This window comes from Streptomyces daliensis (genome assembly GCF_054782395.1).
The window spans coordinates 73,545-96,112 of record NZ_BAAGSO010000057.1; the positions used below are offsets into that span (position 1 = coordinate 73,545).

General features: G+C 71.7%; 20 protein-coding genes and 1 pseudogene. 16 read left to right on the top strand and 5 right to left on the bottom strand.

Annotation, left to right across the window (positions count from 1 at the left end; translation table 11 throughout):
• Positions 1-3 precede the first annotated feature (3 nt).
• The 4 genes from ACYVOO_RS12000 (at position 4) to ACYVOO_RS12015 (ending at position 3,685) form a co-directional block, all read left to right on the top strand.
• Positions 4-705, top strand: a complete 702-nt coding sequence (locus ACYVOO_RS12000; RefSeq protein WP_461015633.1) for a TetR/AcrR family transcriptional regulator — start codon at positions 4-6, stop codon at positions 703-705.
• Between the two features lie 216 nt (positions 706-921).
• Complete coding sequence (locus tag ACYVOO_RS12005; protein WP_461015634.1) at positions 922-2,154, top strand: cytochrome P450; 1,233 nt, start codon at positions 922-924, stop codon at positions 2,152-2,154.
• A gap of 44 nt (positions 2,155-2,198) precedes the next feature.
• Positions 2,199-2,393, top strand: a complete 195-nt coding sequence (locus tag ACYVOO_RS12010) for a ferredoxin (protein ID WP_453348702.1) — start codon at positions 2,199-2,201, stop codon at positions 2,391-2,393.
• A complete protein-coding gene (locus tag ACYVOO_RS12015; RefSeq protein ID WP_461015635.1) occupies positions 2,390-3,685 on the top strand; it encodes an NAD(P)/FAD-dependent oxidoreductase in 1,296 nt (431 codons plus the stop codon). The genes ACYVOO_RS12010 and ACYVOO_RS12015 overlap by 4 nt, the downstream gene beginning before the upstream one ends.
• Positions 3,686-3,759: 74 nt before the next feature.
• Here the strand turns inward: ACYVOO_RS12015 and ACYVOO_RS12020 are convergent, their stop codons facing one another.
• Both ACYVOO_RS12020 and ACYVOO_RS12025 read right to left on the bottom strand, forming a co-directional pair.
• Positions 3,760-4,779, bottom strand: coding sequence for a pyridoxal-phosphate dependent enzyme (locus ACYVOO_RS12020; protein ID WP_461015636.1), 1,020 nt, complete (start codon positions 4,777-4,779; stop codon positions 3,760-3,762).
• Positions 4,780-4,881: 102 nt separating this feature from the next.
• Positions 4,882-6,126, bottom strand: a complete 1,245-nt coding sequence (locus tag ACYVOO_RS12025; RefSeq protein ID WP_461015637.1) for an RNA-guided endonuclease InsQ/TnpB family protein — start codon at positions 6,124-6,126, stop codon at positions 4,882-4,884.
• Positions 6,127-6,201: 75 nt separating this feature from the next.
• Here ACYVOO_RS12025 and ACYVOO_RS12030 point away from each other — a divergent pair.
• Positions 6,202-6,279 (top strand): annotated as a pseudogene (locus tag ACYVOO_RS12030) (IS200/IS605 family transposase); the annotation flags it as partial.
• Between the two features lie 159 nt (positions 6,280-6,438).
• Here the strand turns inward: ACYVOO_RS12030 and ACYVOO_RS12035 are convergent.
• Positions 6,439-7,233, bottom strand: coding sequence for an IclR family transcriptional regulator (locus ACYVOO_RS12035; RefSeq protein ID WP_453348707.1), 795 nt, complete (start codon positions 7,231-7,233; stop codon positions 6,439-6,441).
• Positions 7,234-7,379: 146 nt separating this feature from the next.
• On the opposite strand from ACYVOO_RS12035, the gene ACYVOO_RS12040 reads away from it, so the two are divergent.
• The 11 genes from ACYVOO_RS12040 to era all read left to right on the top strand — a co-directional run bounded on the left by ACYVOO_RS12040 (position 7,380) and on the right by era (position 20,735).
• Positions 7,380-8,357, top strand: coding sequence for a 5-dehydro-4-deoxyglucarate dehydratase (locus ACYVOO_RS12040; RefSeq protein WP_461015638.1), 978 nt, complete (start codon positions 7,380-7,382; stop codon positions 8,355-8,357).
• Entirely contained in the window at positions 8,354-9,676 is a 1,323-nt protein-coding gene (locus ACYVOO_RS12045) for a glucarate dehydratase family protein (RefSeq protein ID WP_461015639.1), read from the top strand. Before ACYVOO_RS12040 ends, ACYVOO_RS12045 begins: the two co-directional genes overlap by 4 nt.
• A gap of 248 nt (positions 9,677-9,924) precedes the next feature.
• Positions 9,925-11,157, top strand: a complete 1,233-nt coding sequence (locus ACYVOO_RS12050; RefSeq protein ID WP_461015692.1) for an MFS transporter — start codon at positions 9,925-9,927, stop codon at positions 11,155-11,157.
• 1,178 nt (positions 11,158-12,335) lie between these two features.
• The gene (locus ACYVOO_RS12055; protein WP_461015640.1) at positions 12,336-13,547 is read left to right on the top strand and encodes a carbohydrate kinase family protein; all 1,212 of its coding nucleotides are present in this window, start codon (positions 12,336-12,338) and stop codon (positions 13,545-13,547) included.
• A 115-nt stretch (positions 13,548-13,662) separates the two neighbouring features.
• A complete protein-coding gene (locus tag ACYVOO_RS12060; protein ID WP_461015641.1) occupies positions 13,663-15,846 on the top strand; it encodes a PhoH family protein in 2,184 nt (727 codons plus the stop codon).
• A gap of 12 nt (positions 15,847-15,858) precedes the next feature.
• Entirely contained in the window at positions 15,859-16,359 is a 501-nt protein-coding gene (gene ybeY / locus ACYVOO_RS12065) for an rRNA maturation RNase YbeY (RefSeq protein ID WP_461015642.1), read from the top strand.
• A complete protein-coding gene (locus tag ACYVOO_RS12070) occupies positions 16,356-17,738 on the top strand; it encodes a hemolysin family protein (protein WP_461015643.1) in 1,383 nt (460 codons plus the stop codon). The genes ybeY and ACYVOO_RS12070 overlap by 4 nt, the downstream gene beginning before the upstream one ends.
• Before the next feature lie 2 nt (positions 17,739-17,740).
• A complete protein-coding gene (locus tag ACYVOO_RS12075; RefSeq protein WP_453348553.1) occupies positions 17,741-18,103 on the top strand; it encodes an MmcQ/YjbR family DNA-binding protein in 363 nt (120 codons plus the stop codon).
• Between the two features lie 280 nt (positions 18,104-18,383).
• Positions 18,384-19,226, top strand: a complete 843-nt coding sequence (locus ACYVOO_RS12080) for a DUF3152 domain-containing protein (protein WP_461015644.1) — start codon at positions 18,384-18,386, stop codon at positions 19,224-19,226.
• A gap of 49 nt (positions 19,227-19,275) precedes the next feature.
• On the top strand, positions 19,276-19,644 hold the full coding sequence (locus ACYVOO_RS12085; protein WP_461015645.1) for a cytidine deaminase: 369 nt from the start codon (positions 19,276-19,278) through the stop codon (positions 19,642-19,644).
• Between the two features lie 128 nt (positions 19,645-19,772).
• Positions 19,773-20,735, top strand: a complete 963-nt coding sequence (era, locus tag ACYVOO_RS12090; RefSeq protein ID WP_461015646.1) for a GTPase Era — start codon at positions 19,773-19,775, stop codon at positions 20,733-20,735.
• A 54-nt stretch (positions 20,736-20,789) separates the two neighbouring features.
• Here era and ACYVOO_RS12095 read toward each other — a convergent pair whose 3' ends face one another.
• The gene (locus ACYVOO_RS12095) at positions 20,790-21,062 is read right to left on the bottom strand and encodes a protealysin inhibitor emfourin (protein WP_461015647.1); all 273 of its coding nucleotides are present in this window, start codon (positions 21,060-21,062) and stop codon (positions 20,790-20,792) included.
• A 58-nt stretch (positions 21,063-21,120) separates the two neighbouring features.
• Positions 21,121-22,206: a M4 family metallopeptidase gene (locus tag ACYVOO_RS12100; protein ID WP_461015648.1), complete on the bottom strand. Its 1,086-nt coding sequence runs from the start codon at positions 22,204-22,206 to the stop codon at positions 21,121-21,123.
• Positions 22,207-22,568: the final 362 nt, after the last annotated feature.

Here is a 22,568-nt window from a genome sequence, read left to right on the forward strand (position 1 = left end):
GAGGTGACCGAGCGTACGGGCACGAAGAGCGCGGTCGGCGCCGGAGCGGCGAAGGCCGGGAAGTCCGCGAAGTCCGCAGGGGCGGCGCGGGGAACCGCTGGCGGGCGGCCCCGTAACCCCAGGGGCCAGGGCGAGCGGCTGCGCGAGGAGATCCTTCAGGCCACCGAACGGCTGCTGGAGCAGGTCGGCAGCGAGGACGCGCTGTCGCTGCGCGCCGTGGCCCGCGAGGTCGGCATCGCCGCGCCCAGCATCTACCGCCACTTCACCGACAAGACCGAGCTGGTGTGGGCCACCCTCGCCCAGAACTTCGACCGCCTCGGCGAGGACATGGGCGAGGCCGACGCCGCCGCGCCCCAGGACGAGCCGGTGGAGCGGCTGCGCGCGCAGTTGCGCGCGTACTGCCACTACGCGGTGACGCACCCCGCCAAGTACCGCCTGATGTACGAGACGTGGCAGACGCCCGTCGAGAACGAGCGGCTCACCGCGCACCCCGCGCGTGTGGTCGTCGGCGGCTGGGACGAGGCGCTGAAGCGCTGCGAGGCGGCGGGCTGGCGGGTGCGGGGCACGCGCGCCGAGGCGCCGTACGTGCTGTGGTCGGGCGTGCACGGACGGGTCACGCTGTGGCAGGTCATGCCGCGGCGCAAGGACCCGAAGCGGCTGGAGAACTTCGTCGACGAGCTGCTGGGGCTGCTGCTGGAGCGGTGAGCCCCCTCCCGCCTCACCGCTCACTTCCCGGGCTCCGCCCGTCCTTGCCCGGACCCTGCCCGAACCCCGTCCGAACCCCGCCCTGATCTCCCCTTTCCCTTTTCCTGGGCGCTGCTTGGCGTGCCCTTGACGCGGCGCGCCCCGGATTTCGCGCGGTAGGGATACATGCGTAAGCTAACGCCTGTTACCTCATCTTCGGTACGCAAGGAGCGCGGCATGACCCCCACCGCACCCGCACCCGCCCCGGCACGCCTCCCCACGGAGCCCCCGCCGGGCTGCCCGTTCGACCCGCCCGCCGGACTGGACCGGCTGCGCGTCGAGGAGCCGCTGTCCAAGGTCTCGCTGCCGGACGGCACCTGGGCCTGGCTGGCCACGCGCTACGCGGACGTCCGCGCGATCCTCGGCGACCAGCGCTTCAGCTCGGACACCACGCGCCCCGGCTACCCCCTCAGCGGCATGACGGGCGGCGCCCCGGTCGACGGCGCGGCCCGCGGCTTCATCCGCATGGACCCGCCGGACCACACCCGGCTGCGCCGCATGGTCACGCGTGACTTCATGGTCAAGCGCGTCGAGGCGCTGCGCCCCACGCTCCAGAAGATCACCGACGAGCTGTGCGACGCGATGGAGCAGACCGACCGCGCCGAGCACCCCGTCGACCTCGTCCAGGCGCTGGCCCTGCCGCTGCCCTCGCTGGCGATCAGCCTGCTGCTGGGCGTGCCGTACGACGACCACGAGAAGTTCCAGCACCTGACAGGCCAGTTGCTCTCGCGCGAGCTGCCCGAGGAGGAGCGCGCGACGGCCCGCAAGGAGCTGCTCGTCTACCTCAACGGCCTGGTGGCGGCCAAGGAGGCCGAGCCCGGCGAGGACATCCTCAGCAGGCTGCTGACCGAGCAGTACGCGCAGGGCGAGCTGACCCGCGAGGACGTCGTCGCCTTCGCCGCGCTGCTGCTGATCGCCGGGCACGAGACGACGGCCAACATGATCGGCCTCAGCGCCCTCTCCCTCATGCTCGACCACGAGACCGCGGACCAGTTGCGCGAGGACCCCTCGCTCATCCGCGGCGCCGTCGAGGAGCTGCTGCGCTTCCACAGCATCATCCGCAACGGGCCGCGCCGCGCCGCGACCGAGGACGTCGAGATCGACGGGCACCTCATCCGCGCGGGCGAGGGCGTCATCGTCGCCGTGCCAGCCGCCAACCGCGACGAGGCGACCTTCCCCGAGCCCGACCGGCTCGACGTGTGCCGCCCCAACTCGCAGCACCACGTGGCCTTCGGCTACGGCATCCACCAGTGCCTCGGGCAGGCACTCGCCCGCGCCGAACTCCAGGTCGTCATCGGCACGCTGCTGCACCGCTTCCCCGGGATGCGCCCTGCGGGCCCGGTGGACGAGGTGCCGTTCCGCACGGACATGGCCATCTACGGCTGCCACGAGCTGCCCGTCACCTGGTGACACCCCTCCGCACCCCGCACATTCACCCCGCAAGGAGCCCCCTGATGCAGATCACCCTCGACGTCGACAAATGCTGCGCCGCAGGTCAGTGCGTGCTCGTCGCGCCCGAGGTCTTCGACCAGCGTGACGAGGACGGCATCGTCGAGCTGCTGGACGCGAACCCGCCAGCCGAGCAGCACGCCGCCGTCCACGAGGCCGCCACCATCTGCCCCGCCGCCGCGATACAGGTGCACGAATGAGTCCCAGCCCCGCCCCGTACCCCGCGCGCATCGCGGTCGTCGGCGCCTCGGCGGCCGGGCTCGCCGCCGTCGAGGCGCTGCGCCGCGCGGGCTGGGACGGCGCGCTGACGCTCGTCGGAGAGGAGGAGCACCTCCCGTACGACAGGCCGCCGCTGTCCAAGCAGCTCCTCTCCGGGGACTGGGAGCCCGAGCGCACCGCGCTGCGCGCCGCCGCGCAGTTGGACGCCCTTGACCTGGACCTGCGCCGTGGTACACGCGCCACCGGGCTCGACCCGGCGGCGCGCCGCGTCACCCTGGACGACGGCACGGTGCTGGACTGCGCGGGCGTCATCGTCGCGACGGGCGTGCGCGCACGCACGCTGCCCGGCACGGAGGGCGTGGCGGGCGTCCACGAACTGCGCACCCTCGACGACGCGCTGCGCCTGCGTGAGCGCCTGGCCACGCCGGGGCGTCGGCTCGTCGTTGTGGGCATGGGCGTGCTCGGCGCCGAGGCGGCGGCCGTGGCACGGAAGCTGGGCCACGAGGTCACCCTCGTCGGCCCGGGGGACGCGCCGATGGTGCGTCCGCTGGGCGCCGGGGTCGGCGAACTCCTCGCGCGGGTGCACCGGGACAACGGCGTCGAACTGCTCACCGGGCGCCGCGTGGCCGGGGTCGAGGCCGACGGGGAAGGCAGGGCGACGGGCGTACGCCTCGCTGACGGCACGCACGTGCCCGCCGACACCGTGCTCGTGGCCATCGGCTCGGACCCGGCCGTCGAGTGGATCGCGGGCCCGGACGGCACGGCCGGCGGGCTCGACCTCACCGACGGGCTCGGCTGCGACGCGTACTGCGCCGCGGCCCCCGGCATCTACGCGGCCGGTGACGTCGCCCGCTGGCACCACCCCGTGCTGGAGCGCGGCCTGCGCGTCGAGCACCGGATGAACGCCACCGAGCAGGGCCTGCTCGCGGCCCGCAACCTGCTGGCCGAGCTGGACGGCGAACGCTTCGGGGAGCGGCGGACGTTCGCGCCGGTGCCGTACTTCTGGTCCGACCAGTACGAACTGAAGCTCCAGGCGTACGGGGACCTCGACGCGACGGACCACGTCGAACTGCTCCACCTCGCCGAGGACCCGGACGCGGCCCCGCGCCGGGCCGCCGCGCTCTACGGGCGCGCCGGGCTGGCCACAGGCGTCCTCGCCGTAGGGCTGCCGCCCCGCCAGGTGCGCGGCCTGCGCGCGCTGGTCGCCACCCCGTCGCCCTGGAACGAGGCGCTGGCACGGCTGCGGGAGAGCGTGGCGGGCGCCGCGGCCTGAGACCCGGGCCCGGTGTGCGGACGGGGGTTGGCCGCCCGCACACCGGGCCAGGGCACAGGGGGCCCGGCGGGTGCCTACGCTTCCCCCCGGCCCCCCATGAGCTCCACGAAGCGCTCCAGGCCGATGTTGCCGCCCGAGATGACGACGCCGACGCGGCGCGGCAGCGGGCCGATCTTCCCGGTGAGCAGCGCGGCCAGGCCCGTCGCGCCGCTGGGCTCGGTCACGATCTTGAGCCGTTCGAAGGCGAACCGCATCGCGGCGCGGATCTCGTCGTCGCCGACCAGCACGACGTCCTCCAGCAGCCGCTGGTTGACGGAGAACGTCAGCTCGCCCGGGGTCACGGCGCCCTGTCCGTCGGCGATGGTCCTGGGCACGCCGTCGAGGGCGACCCGGTGCCCCGCGTCCAGCGAGCGCTTGGTGTCGTCGCCCGCCTCGGGCTCGACGCCGATCATGCGGATGCCCGGGTACAGGCCCGTCGCCGCCGTGGCCGAGCCCGCCATCAGCCCGCCCCCGCCGATGGGCGTCACGACGGCGTCCAGCTCGCCGGTCTCCGTCAGCAGTTCGAGCACGGCCGTGCCCTGGCCCGCGATGACGTGGGGGTGCTCGTAGGGCGGCACGACGGGCAGGCCGCGCTCCGCCGCGATGCGCCCGCCGATCTCCTCGCGGCTCTCGGTCCAGCGGTCGTAGGTGACGATCTCGGCGCCGTACCCCGCCGTCGCCTCCAGCTTGGCGCGCGGCGCGTCCTCGGGCATCACGATGACGGCCGGGCAGCCCAGTTCGCGCGCGGCGAGGGCGACGGCCTGCGCGTGGTTGCCTGACGAGTAGGCGACGACGCCGCGCTCCCGTCGCGCCTGATCCAGCCGGGAGACGGCGTTGTAGGCGCCACGGAACTTGAAGGCGCCGACGCGCTGGTAGTTCTCGCACTTCAGGAAGACCTCGGCGCCCACGAGCCGGTCGAGCGTCCGCGAGCGCAGCACCGGCGTCCGGTGCGCCACCCCCTCCAGCCGCGCCGCCGCCTCGCGCACGTCCTCCAGGGTGACGGGCGCGGTTCCGGTTCCGGTTCCGGTGCCGGTTCCGCTTCCGGTGCTGCTCATGCGCGGGGTGCTCCTGCCGTCGTCGTGCGGGGCGCCGGGGCGGGCACGGGGCCTGTCCCGGCGCCGGGTGGGCCGACTACGGAAGTTGACGTGCTCCCTGGCTTAAAGTCCAGGGTTTCCGGCCTGGGTCGTGTGGCCCTTCCGGGGGCTTCCTGTTTCACGGCGCTGTGCGGGCACGGGTGCTCGTCTTACCGGCGCTCCACAGGCGTTTGGTGTCTCCGCCCGTCCGGCGGCGACGATACGGCGTCCCTCGACGAGGACGTTGCGGGCCGCGTTGTGGTCACGCTCGTGCACTGTGCCGCACGCCCCGCACATCCACTCCCGCACATGCAGGGGCTTGGGGCCGTCCCGCACTCCGCAGACCGAGCAGAGCTGGGAGGAGGGGAAGGCGCGGCCCACCCTGGTGAAGGTGCGGCCGTGCTGGGCCGTCTTGTACTCCAGCATGCCCACGAATGCGGACCATCCCGCGTCGTGCACGGACTTGGCCAGCCGGGTACGGGCGAGACCGGACACCGCGAGGTCTTCCACATACACCGCTTGGTTCTCGCGGATGATCCGTGTGGATGCCTTGTGGTGCCAGTCCCGGCGCCGGTCCGCCGCCCTGGCGTGCTGACGGGCCACTCGGATGCGGGCCTTGGCCCGGTTCTTCGACCCCTTCGCCTTGCGGGACAGCTCCCGCTGAAGACGCTTGAGCTTCTTCTCCGCCCGGCGCAGGAAACGCGGACTGGCGATCCTGGAGCCGTCGGAGAGGACGGCGAAGACGGACAGGCCCAGGTCGATACCGGCCTCTGTCCCCAGCGCGGGGAGGATGTCCGGCTCGGTCTCCACGACGAAGCTGAGGAAGTACCGGCCCGCGCTGTCTTTGGTGACGGTCAGGGACGTAGGCGCGGCCGGAAGCCGACGGGACCACTTGACCTTGAGGTGGCCGACCTTGGCCACATACACCCTGCCGTCACCGGGGAGGGAGAAGGCGTTGGCGTTGAGGCGGACCGACTGCCGGGCATCCTTCTTCGACTTGTACCGAGGCGGGCCGACCTTACGGCCGGGCCGCTTGCCCTTCAGCGAGTCGAAGAAGTTCCTGTATGCCGCGTCCAGATCCCGCAGGGACTGTTGCAGGACAACTGCCGAGACCTCGGCGAGCCAGGCACGTTCCCCGGTTCGCTTGGCCTGGGTGATACGCCGCCGTGACAACTCTGCCGCCGTCACATACGGCAGCCCCGCCGCATGCGCTTCCCTCCGGTCACGCAGACAGTCGTTCCACACCACACGAGCACACCCGAACGCACGCGCCAGCGCACGGCGCTGGGAGGCGTCCGGGTAGGCCCGGTAGTTGTAACGAAGCTGCATGCGCCAGATCCTATGACGATCGACATCATGGACAGATAAAGCACTTAAAGGTATGGCAGGCATGTTTTTTCGGCGATGCATGTGCACTTGGTCTTCGTGACGAAGTACCGGCGCGGGGTGTTCCACGACGAGAAGCTGGCGCTGCTCGCCGAGGCCGTCGGGCTGCGGGAGGGGCAGCGGCATCTCGACCTCGCCTGTGGCAAGGGGGAGCTGCTGGCGCGCTGGGCCGTCGGCACCGGAACCCGGGGGGCGCTGTTGGAGTCCGTCGGCGCTGGACCCGTCCGCGCCGGAACCCGTCAGCGCCGGAACCCGTCAGCGCCAGGCCGGGGCGCCCGGTTCCGTCGCGTGGGGGGTCGTCGCCTCGATCTTGTCGCGGATCTCGCGCATCACCGCGACGACCCGCGCCTCGTGCTCGCCGGTGAGCCGTGCGACGGGCACCGAGCAACTGACCGCGTCCGTCGCGGGGGAGTCGTAGCGCAGCGCGAAGCCGAAGCCCGCGATGCCGGTGACGCCCTCCTCGCGGTCGATCGCGTAGCCGCGCTCGCGCACCTCGGCGAGGTCGGCCACGAGCGCGGCGCGGTCGGGGTGGGTGCGGGGCGTGTGCCGCTCCAGCTCCCCGTCGGGTACGGGGAGTTCGCCGTCCGGCCGCTCGGCGAGGAGCGCCTTGCCGAGGGCGCCGACGTGCGCGGGCAGGCGCCGCCCGACGCGGCTGAGGGTGCGCAGGTACTCGTGGGACTCGCGGGTCGCGAGATACACCACGTCGCCCCGGTCCAGGCGGCCCAGGTGGATGGTCTCGCCGAGCGCCTCGGACGCCTCCTCCATGAAGGGGCGCACGGCCCGTACGCGCGGGTCGCTGTCGAGGTAGCTGGTGCCGGTGAGCAGGGCGCGGATGCCGATCCCGTAGAGGGAGCCCGTCGCGTCCGTACGGACCCAGCCGCGCTCGATCAGGGTCTGGAGCAGCGCGTACATGCTGCTGCGCGGGACACCGAGTTCCTCGGCCAGCTCGCGCAGCCGGGCCGGGCGGTCCCCGCGCGCCGCCAGCACTTCCAGCAGGTCCACGGTGCGGGAAGCCGATTTCACGGCGCGTACGCCACCCGTCTCTGACATGGGCCGATCGTAATCGCTCACATCCGTGCACCGAACTATTCACCGTTGCCGGGGTATTGACCGGCGCCTGTTCACCTCCCTAATCTCCATCTCCATACGTAGACGTCATCTACATACGGAGACAACTTGAATCCGGTGATCACCCCATGACGGCGCGCACGGCGAGCACGACGCGCACGGCGGACACAGCGCGCGTGGCACGCGTGGCGGCGCGGCTGCGCGACGGCATGGCGCAGGGAGTCCTCTCCTTCCCCCTCACCAGCTTCGGCCGCGACGGGGAACTGGACCTGCCCGGCTACCGCGACTACCTCGCCGCCCAGCTCGCCACCCGCCCCGGCGCGCTCTTCCCCGCCTGCGGCACCGGCGAGTTCTTCTCGCTGGACGAGGACGAGTACCGCCAGGTCGTCGCCGCCGCCGTCGCCGAGGCAGACGGCGCGCTGCCCGTCGTCGCGGGCGTCGGCTACGGCTGGGCGCAGGCGGCCCGCTTCGCGCGGATCGCCGAGGAGGCGGGCGCCGACGCCGCGCTCGTCATGCCGCACTACCTCGTCAAGGCGCCGCAGGACGGCCTCGTCGCGCAACTGCGGCACCTCGCCGCGCGCACCCGCCTGCCGCTGATCGCCTACCAGCGCGGCCAGGTCACCTACGGCAGGGACGCGCTCGCGGAGATCGCCGCCGTCCCTGGCGTCATCGGGCTCAAGGACGGCCACGGCGACCTCGACCGGCTCCAGCGGCTCACCCTCGCCGCGCCGGACGGCTTCCTCTTCTTCAACGGCGCCGCCACGGCCGAGGTCCAGGCCAGGGCGTACGCGACCGTCGGCGTCCCCGCCTACTCCTCCGCCGTGCACGCCTTCGCGCCCGAGATCGCCGACGCCTTCTACGCCGCGCTGCGCGCCCGCGACGACGACCGCGTCGAGACGCTGCTGCGCGACTTCTACGTGCCGCTCGTCGAACTGCGCGACCGCGTGCCCGGCTACGCCGTCTCGCTGGTGAAGGCCGCCGCCCGGCTGCGCGGGCGCCCCGTGGGCCCCGTAAGGGCGCCGCTCACCGACCCGGAACCCCAGGACCTCGCCCGACTCGACAAGCTGCTGGCCACCGGCCTCGACCTCGTAGGAGCCGCCGCATGAGCATCGCCGACACCCCCGTCCCCGCCCCCGTCGATCTGACCATCGCCGAGGTGCGGCTCACCCCGATCCTCGTCGCCGACCCCCCGCTGCTCAACACCCAGGGCGTGCACCAGCCGTACACGCCCCGCCTGATCATCGAGGTCGTCACGGCCGACGGCGTCACCGGCGTCGGCGAGACCTACGGGGACACCAAGTACCTCGACCTGGCACGCGCGCTGGCGAAGCGCCTGGAGGGCCACCGGGTCGACGGGCTGAACGCGCTCTTCGCGCTCGCCGACGAGGTCCACGTGGACGCGGCCCGCGTCGAGAACTCCGTCGACGTCGGCGGACTGCGCGGCGTGCAGACGGCGGACAAGCTGCGGCTCTCCGTCGTCTCCGGCTTCGAGGTCGCCTGCCTCGACGCGCTCGGCAAGGCCACAGGGCTCCCCGTCCACGCCCTCCTGGGCGGCAAGGTCCGCGACCGCGTCGACTACAGCGCCTACCTCTTCTACCGCTGGGCCGAGCACCCCGACGGCGCCGGAGAACCCGACGACTGGAGCGCGGCCACCGACCCCCAGGGCGTCGTCGAACAGGCCCTCCGCTTCGTCCGCGACTACGGCTTCCGCTCCTTCAAGCTCAAGGGCGGCGTCTACGAGCCCGAGCGGGAGATCGCCGCGATCCGCGCCCTCGCCGAGGCCCTCCCCGGCAAGCCGCTGCGCCTCGACCCCAACGGCGCCTGGTCCGTGCCGACCTCGCTGAAGGTCGCCGAGGAACTGCGCGACGTACTGGAGTACCTGGAGGACCCCACCAGCGGCACCGCCAACATGGCCGAGGTCGCCGCCGCCGTTGACGGGCTGCCGCTCGCCACCAACATGTGCGTGACCACGTTCCAGGAGATACCGGAGGCGTTCACCAAGGGCGCCGTCCAGGTGGTGCTCAGCGACCACCACTACTGGGGCGGCCTGCACCGCACCCGCGAACTCGCCGCCGTCTGCCGCACCTTCGGCGTCGGCGTCTCCATGCACTCCAACACCCACCTGGGCATCAGCCTCGCCGCGATGACGCACGTCGCGGCCACCGTCCCCCAGCTCGACCACGCCTGCGACAGCCACTACCCGTGGCAGACCGAGGACGTCATCACCGAACGCCTCGCCTTCCGCGACGGCGCCGTCGCCGTCTCCGACGCGCCAGGGCTGGGCGTCACGCTCGACCGCGACAAGCTGGCAGCCCTGCACCAGCGCTGGCTGGACGACGACGGCACGATGCGCGACCGCGACGACGCGGCGGCCATGCGCAAGGCCGAGCCCGGCTGGACGGCTCCGGCCGTGCCGCGCTGGTGACGTGGCGCGCGTGCGCGCGCGCCTGAGTGTCACCGCCTGTCGCCCGTGCCCCGGCGAGGACGCGCCGGGGCACGCGCCCCCACCAGCCCCCACCAAGTCCCCCCTCCGGCTGCCCAATGGCGGGCAGCCCCGAAGAGACGGAGCCGCACGTGGCCGCAGACCTCTCCGCGCACGTCGCCCCGCAGGACCCGGCGGTACGGACCGCCGTCAGCAAGATCTTCAAGCGGGTCGTCCCGCTCTTCTTCGTGATGTTCGTCGCGAACTACATCGACCGCGTCAACATCGGCTTCGCGCAGGACCAGTTGCGCGCCGACGTCGGCATCTCCGCCTCCGCGTTCGGCCTGGGCGCCGGGCTCTTCTTCGTCGCCTACGCGATCTTCGAGGTGCCCAGCAACATGCTGCTGGAGCGGTTCGGCGCCAAGATCTGGCTCACCCGGATCATGGTCACCTGGGGTCTCGTCGCCACCGGCATGGCCTTCGTCACCAGCGTCGAGATGTTCTACGTGCTCCGCTTCCTCCTCGGCGTCGCCGAGGCGGGCTTCTTCCCCGCCGTCATCTACTACTTCACCCGCTGGCTGCCCGACGCGGACCGGGGCCGCGCCACCGCGATCTTCCTCATGGGCTCCGGCACCGCCTCCGTGATCGCCGGGCCCCTCTCCGGGGCGCTGCTGGAGATGCACGGCATCTGGGGGCACAGCGGGTGGCAGTGGATGTTCTTCATCGAGGGCATCGCCTCCGTCGTCCTCGGCGTGGTGGCCTACCGCTTCCTCGACAACAAGGTCGAGGACGCGACGTGGCTCACCGACGCGGAGAAGAACGGCCTGGCGCGGATGGTGGAGGACGAGCAGCGCGCGCGTGACGCGCGCCGCGACACGTCCAGGATCTCCCGCTGGAAGCTGTTCACCGACCCGCAGATGCTGCTCTTCTGCTGGATCTACTTCGCGATATCCCTCGCGCTCTACGCCGTCACCTTCTGGCTGCCCAGCATCGTGGACGACATCGGCGGCCTCTCCGAGTTCGAGGTCGGCCTGCTGGTCGCGGTGCCCTGGCTGTGCGCGCTCGTCGCGGTGTACCTGACGGGACGTGCCTCCGACCGCACGGGCAGGCGCCGCCCCTTCCTCGTCGGCGCGCTCCTCGCGGGGGCCGTGGGGACGACGCTCGCGACGCTCGTCTCGCCCTGGTGGGGGCTGGCGGCGCTGTGCGTGGCGGCGATGGGGTTCAAGACCTCCTCGCCGGTCTTCTGGACGATTCCGCAGAGCTACCTGGATGCGCGGGTCGCGGCGCCGGCGATCGCGCTGGTCAACTCGTTGGGGAACCTGGGCGGGTTCGTCTCGCCGACCGCGTTCGGCATCCTGGAGGACGCGACGGGCTCCACCGAGGGCGGCCTGATCGGCCTCTCCGTGGTGGGCGTCCTCTGCGCCCTGTCCGTCCGCTTCCTCCACGGCGGCGGCCCCAACGACCCCCTTCGCGGGGGGCGGTAGGCAACGGGGGGTTGCCGCTTCACGGGGGTGTTGCGCGGGACGGGTCCCCTTCGCGGGGTGCGGAAGGAAACGGTGGGTTCTGGTTGTCCGGGGGTGTTGCGCGGGACGGTTGGCCCGTGAGGTGGGTGCCGTAGGGTCCCGCGCTGATTTTTGCGCCGCAGCACGGGGCGCTGCGCTGGGCTGGGCGCCGTTTCCGGGTGCGGCTGTGTGGCTACGGCGCGGCGTGTGGACCGGTTGTTCGCGGCTGGCGCCGCGTGATTCTTGGTGTCCGACGGTGGCCGTGTGCGGTGTGTGGGTGGTGGGTGTCCGGTGCCGGGGTGGGGTGTCTCCTCGGCGTGAAGGTCTCGTTGTCGGCTTTCCGCCGGTGACTTTCTCGACCTGCGGGGACACCCCACCCCGTCCCCGTCCCGCCGGTGGCCCGCTGCTCCTCCGGGTCGGCTGGGGTCGGCTCCATGGCGTGCGGCGGCACAACAGCAAGCGCGGGACCTACGGTCCCCACTCCCCGGGCCAACCGTCCCGCGCAACACCCCCTGTGCAGGGGTGCGCCTAGCCGATTGCCCCCTCGGGGTCTCGTTCGCGTGCTGCGGGCCGGTGGCACGGGTTGTGCCCACCCTCCCCCAGCTACTGCTGGGAGGTGCCCCCTCGCCGAGCGGGACGCTTGCCCACAACAATTGGAGCGGGCGTGCAGTCGGCCGCGACCGGGAGGGGACGTGGTGGGGTGTCCCCGCAAGTGGTGGCGACGAGTATGTGCAGGCAGCCGAAAAGCCGACCCGCACTTGTCGCCAACCCCACACGACCACCGGCACAAGCCATGAATCACGCGGCGCCAGCCGCGTACTACCGGTCCATAGGCCGCGCCGAAGCCACCGGCCCGCACTTGGCGACGAAACCTCAAGGGGCGCCCCCGCCAGGCGACGGCACGCCAAAAAGTTGTGGGCAATCGTCCCGCTGGCGGGACGGGTGGGCACAACCCGTGCCACCGGCCCGCCACACGCGAACGAACCCCCCAAGGGGCACCCACAGAGCGCACCCTTGCGAGAAACGGGCACCCCGTGTGACCTTCACCCCGCCCCCCCCGTGAAGGGGCACACCAACATGCAGGGGCAACCCTGTGTTTCCGCGCCGCTGAGGCACACTGGCATCGCCGTACCCACAGCCGACGGTGAGGAGAACGCACGGTGAGCACGGGCACGGGCACGGGCAGGGACACGGGCGTCGAGGGAACGACGGACAGGGACGCCCCACACAGCACCCCGCGCCCGCCATCGCGGTTCGACCCCCTCGCCGCACTCCGCGACGAGGACGCGGACCGGACGGACTGGGACGTCTACCTCACGGGCACCGTCTTCCTGGACATCGTCTTCACGGGCCTGGACTCGGCCCCGGTCCGGGGCACGGAGTCGTGGGCCCGGGGCATGGGCTCCAGCCCCGGCGGCGTCGCCAACATGGCGACGGCGCTGTCGCGCCTCGGCCTCCGCACCTCCCTCGCCGCCGCCTTCGGCGACGACATGTACGGCGACTACTGCCGCGAGGCCCTGGAACACGGCGAGGGCATCGACCTCGCCCTGTCGCACACCGTCCCGGGCTGGCACAGCCCGGTGACCGTCTCCATGGCGTACGAGGGCGAGCGCACGATGGTCTCGCACGGCCACGAGGCCCCGCCCAAGGACGCGGCGACGGCCTACGACCCGCAGGCACCGGAGTGCCCGCCGCCCGCGCGTGCGTGTGTGACCTCGCTGGTGCCGGGCGGCTCCCAGGAGTGGATCGCGACGGCGGCCCGCCGGGGCAGCCGTATCTTCGCCGACGTCGGCTGGGACGACACGGGCCGCTGGGACCTCGCCGCGCTCCCTGACCTGGCGCACTGCGAGGCGTTCCTGCCGAACGCGGCCGAGGCGATGCGCTACACCCGTACGGACTGCCCCCGCGCCGCGGCCCGCGCGCTCAGCGAACATGTGCCGCTGGCCGTCGTCACGCTCGGCCCCGAGGGCGCCTGCGCCGTGGACGGCCGTACGGGCGAGAGCGCGGACGTGCCCGCCATCGCCGTGGAGGCGCTGGACACGACGGGCGCGGGGGACGTGTTCGTCGCCGGGTTCGTCATGGGGAGCCTCGCCGAGTGGCCCCTCGCGGACCGCCTCGCCTTCGCGGGGCTGACGGCGGCGCTGTCGGTGCAGGAGTTCGGGGGCTCGCTCTCGGCGCCGGGCTGGGCCGAGATCGCCGCCTGGTGGCAGCACACGCGCCGGTACGCGGACCAGGACGCCGCTGCCCTGCGCCGTTACGCCTTCCTGGACGCGCTGCTCATGGGCTGTGGCCGTCAGTGGCCGCTGCGCAGGGCGGTGCCGACGATCGGCTTCCGCAGGGGGCCTGCCGCGGGGTCGGGTAAGCAGGGGTGAGCGAGGCGTAACCGAGACCGTAAATGCGTTCTTGCCTGTCAGTGGCGCGTCGTACTCTTGATAACCCAGGAGCCGGACAGTACAGAGAGGGATGAGCAGGCCCCAGAGGCCGCCCATGACGCAGACAACCACGAACCAGGCCGGGCAGGATCAGGCCACCGCCCGTTTCTCCGTCCCAGCCAAGCACCCGATGGTGACCGTGCTGGGCTCTGGCGATTCCCTCCTGCGTGTCATCGAGAAGGCGTTCCCGCACACGGACATCCACGTCCGCGGGAACGAGATCAGCGCGACGGGCGATGCCGCCGAAGTCGCCCTCGTCCAGCGCCTTTTCGACGAGATGATGCTGGTGCTCCGCACGGGCCAGCCGATGACGGAGGACGCGGTCGAGCGCTCCATCGCGATGCTGCGCGATCAGGAGAGCGGTGCCGGGACGGGGAGCGAGACCCCGGCCGAGGTGCTGACGCAGAACATCCTGTCCAACCGGGGGCGGACGATCCGCCCCAAGACGCTCAACCAGAAGCGCTATGTCGACGCGATCGACCAGCACACCATCGTCTTCGGCATCGGCCCCGCCGGCACGGGCAAGACCTATCTCGCCATGGCCAAGGCGGTGCAGGCGCTCCAGGCCAAGCAGGTCACGCGGATCATCCTGACCCGCCCGGCCGTCGAGGCGGGGGAGCGGCTCGGCTTCCTGCCCGGCACGCTCTACGAGAAGATCGACCCGTATCTGCGCCCGCTCTACGACGCGCTGCACGACATGCTGGACCCGGACTCGATCCCCCGTCTGATGGCGGCGGGCACGATCGAGGTCGCGCCGCTGGCGTACATGCGGGGAAGGGCACAGCCGACCTTCACCAAGGTCCTCACCCCCGACGGCTGGCGCCCCATCGGCGACCTCCAGGTCGGTGACCTGGTGATCGGCTCCAACGGCGAGCCGACCCCCGTGCTGGGTGTCTATCCGCAGGGGGAGAAGGACGTCTACCGGGTCACGTCCCAGGACGGCGCCTGGACGCTGGCCTGCGGTGAGCACCTGTGGACGGTCCGTACGGCCTCGGACAAGCGGCGCGGCAAGCCGTGGCGGGTCATGGAGACCCAGGAGATGATCGGCAATCTGCGCGCCGCTCACGCCCGGCGGTACGAGCTGCCGATGCTGACGGCGCCGGTCAGCTTCCCCGGGCGTGAGGTCCCCATGGACCCGTACGCGCTGGGGCTGCTCCTCGGGGACGGCTGCATCACCGGTAAGACCACCCCGTCGTTCTCCACCGCGGATCCGGAACTGGCCACCGCTTTGGCGGGCTCGTTCCCCGGCGTCACCGCACGGCAGAAGACCCGCGTCGATTACGTGCTGAACCGGGTACGGCAGCCCGGCGACTCCATGCGCTCCGAGAACCCGGTCACCGGCGCGCTGCGCACACTCGACCTGCTGGGCGCGCGGTCGCACACCAAGCACGTGCCGGAGGAGTACCTCCACAACTCCACGGACGTCCGACTGGCGCTTCTCCAAGGGCTGCTGGACTCGGACGGCGGCCCGGTCACCCAGGCGGACCGCACCTGCCGGATTCAGTACACGACCACCTCGATCCTCCTCCGGGACGACGTCATCGCACTCGTCCAGTCGCTGGGCGGAACGGCGTACGCGCGGCGGCGCGCGGCAGAGGGTCGCAGGCCGGGACGCGTGAACGGCCGGGATGTCCCCTATCGCCGGGACGCCCACGTCATCGACATCCGCCTGCCCGAAGACATAGAGCCCTTCCGTCTTGCCCGCAAGCGGGAGAAGTACCACGCGGCCGGAGGCGGTGGGCGCCCGATGCGGTTCATCGACTCCATCGAACCCGCCGGGCGCGAGGAGTGTGTATGCATCCAGGTGGCCGCCGAGGACTCGCTGTACGTCACGCAGGATCATCTGCTGACGCACAACACCCTCAACGACGCGTTCATCATCCTGGACGAGGCGCAGAACACGAACCCCGAGCAGATGAAGATGTTCCTCACCCGGCTCGGCTTCGAATCCAAGATCGTGATCACCGGTGATGTCACGCAGGTCGATCTCCCCGGCGGCACGAAGAGCGGGCTGCGCCAGGTCCAGGAGATCCTGGACGGCGTGGACGATGTGCACTTCTCGCAGCTCGACAGCTCCGATGTCGTCAGGCACAAGCTCGTCGGCCGCATCGTCGACGCGTATCAGCGCTTCGACGACCGCAACGGCACCATGAACGGCGGCAACGGCGCCAACGGACACGGCAACAGCACCGGTAACAGCACCGGTAACGGCAACGGCACCAGCAACAGAAAGCGCTGAGTAACCCGCACCATGGCGATCGACGTCAACAACGAGTCCGGCACGGCAGTGGACGAGGAATCCCTCCTCGACATCGCCCGCTACGCGCTGGGCCGGATGCGCATCCACCCGCTGTCCGAGCTGTCCGTGATCGTCGTCGACGCCGACGCCATGGAGCAGCTCCACATCCAGTGGATGGACCTGCCGGGCCCCACGGACGTGATGTCCTTCCCGATGGACGAGCTGCGCCCACCCGTCAGGGACGAGGACGAGCCGCCGCAGGGCCTCCTCGGGGACATCGTGCTGTGCCCCGAGGTCGCCGAGAAGCAGGGTGCCGACGCGCCGACGCAGCACTCCATGGACGAGGAGCTGCAACTGCTCACCGTCCACGGGGCGCTGCACCTGCTGGGCTATGACCACGAGGAACCCAGGGAGAAGGCGGAGATGTTCGGTCTCCAGTCAGCGATCCTCGACGGCTGGCGCGCTGAGCGCGGCATGGAAGGCCCGTCCCCGGCGCCGACCACCACGTCGTGACCGCGCAACTGATCGCGGCGGCCGTCCTGCTGGTCGTCGTCGCCTGGCTGGCGGCCTGCGCCGAGGCGGGCCTGGCGCGCACGACGAGCTACCGCGCCGAGGAGGCCGTGCGCCAGGGGCGGCGCGGCGCCGACCGCCTCGCGCTCGTCGCCGCCGATCCCACGCGCTATCTCAACCTCGCGCTGCTGCTGCGCGTCGCCTGCGAGGTGGCCTCGGGCGCGCTCGTCACGTACGCGTGCCTGCGGGCCTTCGACGCGACGTGGGAGTCCCTGACGGTGGCCATCGCGGTGATGGTGCTCGTCTCGTACGTCGCGATCGGCGTCTCGCCCCGCACCATCGGCCGCCAGCACCCGCTGAACACGGCCACGGCGGCCTCGTACGTGCTGGTCCCGCTCGCCCGCATCCTCGGCCCCGTGCCGCAGTTGCTGATCCTGCTGGGCAACGCGCTCACGCCGGGCAAGGGCTTCCGCAAGGGCCCGTTCGCGAGCGAGGCGGAGCTGCGCGCGATGGTGGACCTCGCCGAGCGGGAGTCGCTCATCGAGGCCGAGGAGCGGAAGATGGTGCACTCCGTCTTCCAGCTCGGCGACCGCATCGTGCGCGAGGTGATGGTCCCGCGCACGGACCTGATCACCATCGAACGCTTCAAGACGATCCGCCAGGCGCTGACCCTCGCGCTCCGCTCCGGCTTCTCCCGCATCCCGGTGGTGGGGGAGAGCGAGGACGACATCGTCGGCATCGTCTATCTCAAGGATCTGGCCCGTAAGGTCCACATCAGCCGCGAGGCCGAGTCCGAGCTGGTCTCGACGGCGATGCGGCCCGCGTTCTTCGTGCCCGACACCAAGAACGCGGGCGACCTGCTGCGCGAGATGCAGCAGGACCGCACGCACGTCGCGGTGGTCGTCGACGAGTACGGCGGCACGGCCGGGATCGTCACCATCGAGGACATCCTGGAGGAGATCGTCGGCGAGATCACCGACGAGTACGACCGCGAACTCCCGCCCGTCGAGGACCTCGGCGAGGGCCGCTACCGCGTCACCTCCCGCCTGGACATCGGCGATCTCGGCGAGCTGTACGGGCTGGTCGGGCTGGACGACGAGGACGTGGAGACCGTCGGCGGCCTGCTGGCCAAGGCGCTGGGCCGCGTCCCGATCGCGGGCGCGACGGCGACGATCGACGTCACCGAGGACCGCTCCGACCCTGGGCTGCACGCCCTGCGCCTGACGGCTGAGGCCCCCGCGGGCCGCCGCAACCGCATCGTCACGGTGCTGGTCGAACCCGTGCGTCCCACGGCCGAAGCGCCGCGGGCCCCGCAAGAGGAGACCACCGGCGCCGAGGACGGGCCGGTGACGGCGGCCGGGAGCGAGGAGCGGCAGGCGTGACCCTGACCCCTGACGCGCTGCGTGACTTCTGCCTGGAGATGAACGGCGCCTTCGAGGACTACCCGTTCCCGGGCAACCCGGAGCTGGCCACGTTCAAGGTGGGTGGCAAGATCTTCGTGTTCAGCTCGCTGGACGACGAGCCGCTTCGGGTGACCCTCAAGTGCGAACCGGAGGCGGCGGTGCGGCTGAGGGCGGCGCACGCGGCGATCCTCCCCGGCTACCACCTGAACAAGCGGCACTGGAACACCGTCGTCCTCGACGGCTCACTGCCCGAGCGGATGGTGCGGGAGCTGATCGAGGACTCCTACGACCTGGTCGTCGCCAAGCTCCCCCGCGCGCAGCGGCTGCTGCTCGACCGCGCCTGAGCGGGGCCGGGGGCCGGGCGCCGCGACGGCCTGGCGCGGTCTTCCGTGAACTTTTGCCGGGGTGCGCGCATCTGATCTCCCGCAGGAGACCGAAGCGCCCTCCGCGGATGGGACAGAGCACTATGGACGAGCAGTACGGCAGCGCTGGCGCCGACCCTCGCACGGCGAACGTCGGGTTCGCCGGATGAGCAGAGGGCGGTCCGACGGGCGGTCGCGGATATCCCACGCCCCGGCGGGACGGGGCAGACGGCGGCGTCGGCGCCGCTCGCGGTCACGCTCCGTGGTGCTGGCGGTATGCGCGCTCGCGGTGGTCGCCGCCGCCGCGCTCCTGGGCGGTTTCCTGGTCCCGGACAGCCAGGAGCGGGCCGACGGGGAGACGGCCACGGCATCCTCCGGCGCTTCGGACGAGGCGACGGCCGGCCCTTCGCCCTCGGAGAGCCCGAAGCCGAGCCCTTCCCCGTCGAAGAAGTCGGCCAAGCCGAAGACCTCGAAGTCCCCGAGCGGCTCCTCGTCCCCCAGCGGCGACGCCGTGGACCCGAACGCGACGTACCCGGCCGACGGTCCCGGCGAGTTCCGCACGGCGACGGTCGCGGGGGAGCGGATCGGCAGCACGGGCAGGCTCTTCCGCTACAAGGTCAAGGTGGAGGAGAACCTGGCGCAGACCCCGAACGCGGTCTCGGCCGAGGTGCGCAGGGTCTTCGACGACCCCCGTGGCTGGACGGCCGGTGGCAAGGCGTCCTTCCAGCAGGTCACCGACGGCGGCGAGGCGCACGACTTCACCATCGTCGTCGCCACGCCGGGCACCGTGGACCGCATGTGCGGGCAGGGCGGCCTGGAGACCGGCGGCGAGGTCAACTGCCGCGTCGGCAAGAACGTGATCGTCAACATCAAGCGCTGGCTGCTGGCCTCCCCGTACTACCAGCACAGCCTCTCCGACTACCACGCGCTGACGGTCAACCACGAGGTCGGCCACTTCCTCGGGTACGGGCACGAGGGGTGCCCGGGGCCAGGCAAGCCCGCTCCGGCAATGATGCAGCAGATCAAGGGGCTCGACGGCTGCAAGGCGAACCCCTGGCCGTACGACAGCGACGGCAACTATCTGTCGGGCCCAGCGGTCCCCTGACCTGGCGTCGAAGCGGCGCCGCGTGCGCGGCTCCCAGGCCGGAGCGCATATGCTCGCCCGTATGAGTGAGAGTGCGCAGACGCTGGACCCCGAGGACCGCAAGATCGTCACGCTGGCCCGCACGACCCGGGCCCGCAACGCCGTGCCCGAGGGCGCGGCCGTGCGCGACGAGACAGGGCGTACCTACGTCGCGGGCTCCGTCGCCCTCGCCTCGCTCCAGCTCAGCGCGCTCCAGACCGCCGTCGCGATGGCCGTGGCCTCCGGCGCCAAGTCGCTGGAGGCCGCCGCCGTGGTCTCCGAGGCCGAGGAGCTGGCCGTCGCCGATCTCGCCGCCGTGCACGACCTCGGCGGCCCCGCCACCCCCGTGCTGCTCGCGGGCCCCGACGGCACCGTGCACACCACGACGACCGCGGGCTGAGCCGTCGGCGGTGCGGGCCCGCACTGGACCCGTACCCGGCCCTCGCCGGACCCGTACCCGTCCCGCCCCCGTCCCGTACCCGGCCCCCACAGGCCCGACGGGACCGGCGGCCCGCCCGATCGGGGACAATGGTCGCCATGAGCGCACCTTCCCCCGCCCCCGAGGCCACCGATGCCCCTCCGCACCGTTCCGGCTTCGCGTGCTTCGTCGGCCGCCCGAACGCGGGCAAGTCGACCCTGACCAACGCCCTGGTGGGCACGAAGGTCGCGATCACCTCCAACCGCCCGCAGACCACGCGGCACACGGTGCGCGGCATCGTGCACCGCCCGGAGGCCCAGCTCGTGCTGGTGGACACCCCCGGCCTGCACAAGCCGCGCACCCTGCTCGGCGAGCGGCTGAACGACGTGGTCCGTACGACGTGGGCCGAGGTCGACGTCATCGGCTTCTGCCTGCCCGCCGACCAGAAGCTCGGCCCCGGTGACCGCTTCATCGCGGCCGAGCTGGCGGCCATGAAGAAGAAGTCCAAGGTCGCCGTCGTCACCAAGACGGACCTGGTGGACTCCGAGACCCTCGCCAAGCAGCTCCTCGCCGTGGACAGGCTCGCCCAGGACCTCGGCTTCGAGTGGACCGAGATCGTCCCCGTGTCGGCCGTCGGCGATCAGCAGGTGCGGCTCCTCGCCGATCTGCTGGTGCCGCTGCTCCCCGAGGGCCCGCCCCTTTACCCGGACGGCGATCTGACCGACGAGCCCGAGCAGGTCATGGTCGCGGAGCTGATCAGGGAGGCGGCGCTGGAGGGCGTGCGGGACGAGCTGCCGCACTCCATCGCCGTGGTCGTCGAGGAGATGATCCCCCGCGAGGGCCGCCCGGCGGACAAGCCCCTGCTGGACATCCACGCCAACGTCTTCCTGGAGCGCCCCAGCCAGAAGGGCATCGTGATCGGCCCCCAGGGCAAGCGGCTCAAGGAGGTCGGGACGAAGTCGCGCAAGCACATCGAGGCGCTGCTCGGTACCCCGGTCTATCTCGATCTGCACGTCAAGGTCGCCAAGGACTGGCAGCGCGACCCGAAGGCCCTGCGCAGGCTCGGGTTCTGAGCCGGTTCCGACGGCGGCGGCGTGACCGGGACACGCGTGACCGGAACACCACGGCTACTTCGTGTCGCCTTCCTTGAGCACCAGGCTGATGAGGGCCGACATGTTCTCGCTCAGGCGGGGGTCGGCGCCGTACGCGACGTCGCCGTCCACGTCGATCTCGTAGTGGAACCCGTCGGGCACCCCCGTCGGGCGCTGCTCCCGGCCCTCGGCGAGGGCGCTGCGGGCGAGCGAGGCGAGTTCGTCGGCGTCCGGGCGGCCGGCGGTCTCCAGCGTGGCCCTGCGAGTGAGCCCACCGAAGCCGCCTGTGCGGATGACGGAAATACGCATGGGCTCATCCTCGCGTCCGGCCGCCCGGAACATAAGGGGCTACACCACCCGGAGAGCCCTAATTCTCCGTGGGAGTGACACCTACCTGGGACCAGGACTTCACCACCGCCCCGTGCTCCGCACTGGTGTCGCCGTAGCGCTCGGCCGCCTTCGCGAGGGTGACAGCGGCGAACGCGGAGAAGTCGCAGTCCGGCTTCAGATCACCCGAGGTCAGCGTGTCGTACCAGATCTGTCCCGCGCGCTCCCAGGCGTGGCCGCCCAGTTCCGTCGCGAGTACGTAGAAGGCGTGATTCGGGATCCCCGAGTTGATGTGGACGCCGCCGTTGTCCGAGCCGGTGTGGACGTAGTCGTCCATGGTGGCGGGCTGCGGGTCCTTGCCGAGCACGTCGTCGTCGTACGCCGTCCCCGGTGCCTTCATGGAGCGCAGCGCGACGCCCTCGACCCGGTCCGTCAGCAGCTCGGCGCCGATCAGCCAGTCGGCCTGATCGGCGGTCTGGCCGAGGCCGTACTGCTTGATGAGGGAGCCGAAGACGTCCGAGACGGACTCGTTGAGCGCGCCCGACTGGCTGAAGTACTCCAGGTTGGCGGTGTACTGCGTGACGCCGTGCGTCAGCTCGTGGCCGATGACGTCGACGGGCAGCGTGAAGTCGCGGAACAGCTCGCCGTCCCCGTCGCCGAAGACCATCCGCTCGCCGTCCCAGAAGGCGTTGCCGTACTGCTCGCCGTAGTGGACGGTCGCATTCAGGGGCAGGCCCGCGTTGTCGATGGAGTAGCGGTCGTAGGCCGAGAGGTACAGCTCGAAGGTGGCGCCGAGGCCGGTGTAGGCGCGGTTGACGCTGGCGTCCTTGGACGGCTTGCTGCCCTCCGTCCGGACCTTCTTGCCGGGCAGTTCCTCCTTGGTCTTGGCATCGTAGATGGTGCGCTCGGGCTTCTTGTCCGCGTCGTCCGCCACCGAGGGAGGCGCCGCAGCCAGCGGCATCCGCACGGTGGTGATCCGGCGCCGGGTGCGCTGCGAGGCGTCCCGTTCCAGGGTGCGCCGGGCGGGGTCGGCCAGCGCCGCGTCCGCGTTCCGGGAGATCCGGTCCAGGACGTGGGGCGGCACGATGGTGCAGAAAACTGGGATGTGAGAGGAGTGTGCGTTCATACTGCGCAATGTGGCACTGGGTCACTCTCCTGTCACCGCCTGCTGCCATGATTCGTACGAAGGAATGCCTGGAACGTCCTGAAGCCGACTCCCTGGCCAAAGTCTGGTAACGCCCCCCACCGCGCCCCGGCGCCGCCCCTCGCCCCTTCTCTGTCACCCTTCTCCGTCACCCCCTCGGCCGCTTTACGGTTCGCTGATACGCCATCCCGCATGGTGATACGCCCCCTGAGCAACACGGCCGCCTCGGTTAGGCTGTCGCCATCATGCGTTTCGGGCTGCTTCTCCTTAGCTGCCGCGGCGAGGGTCTGTAGTCGTACGGCCGACCCCCTCCCCGCGGAGTCTGGTGCTGCCACCGCAGTCGG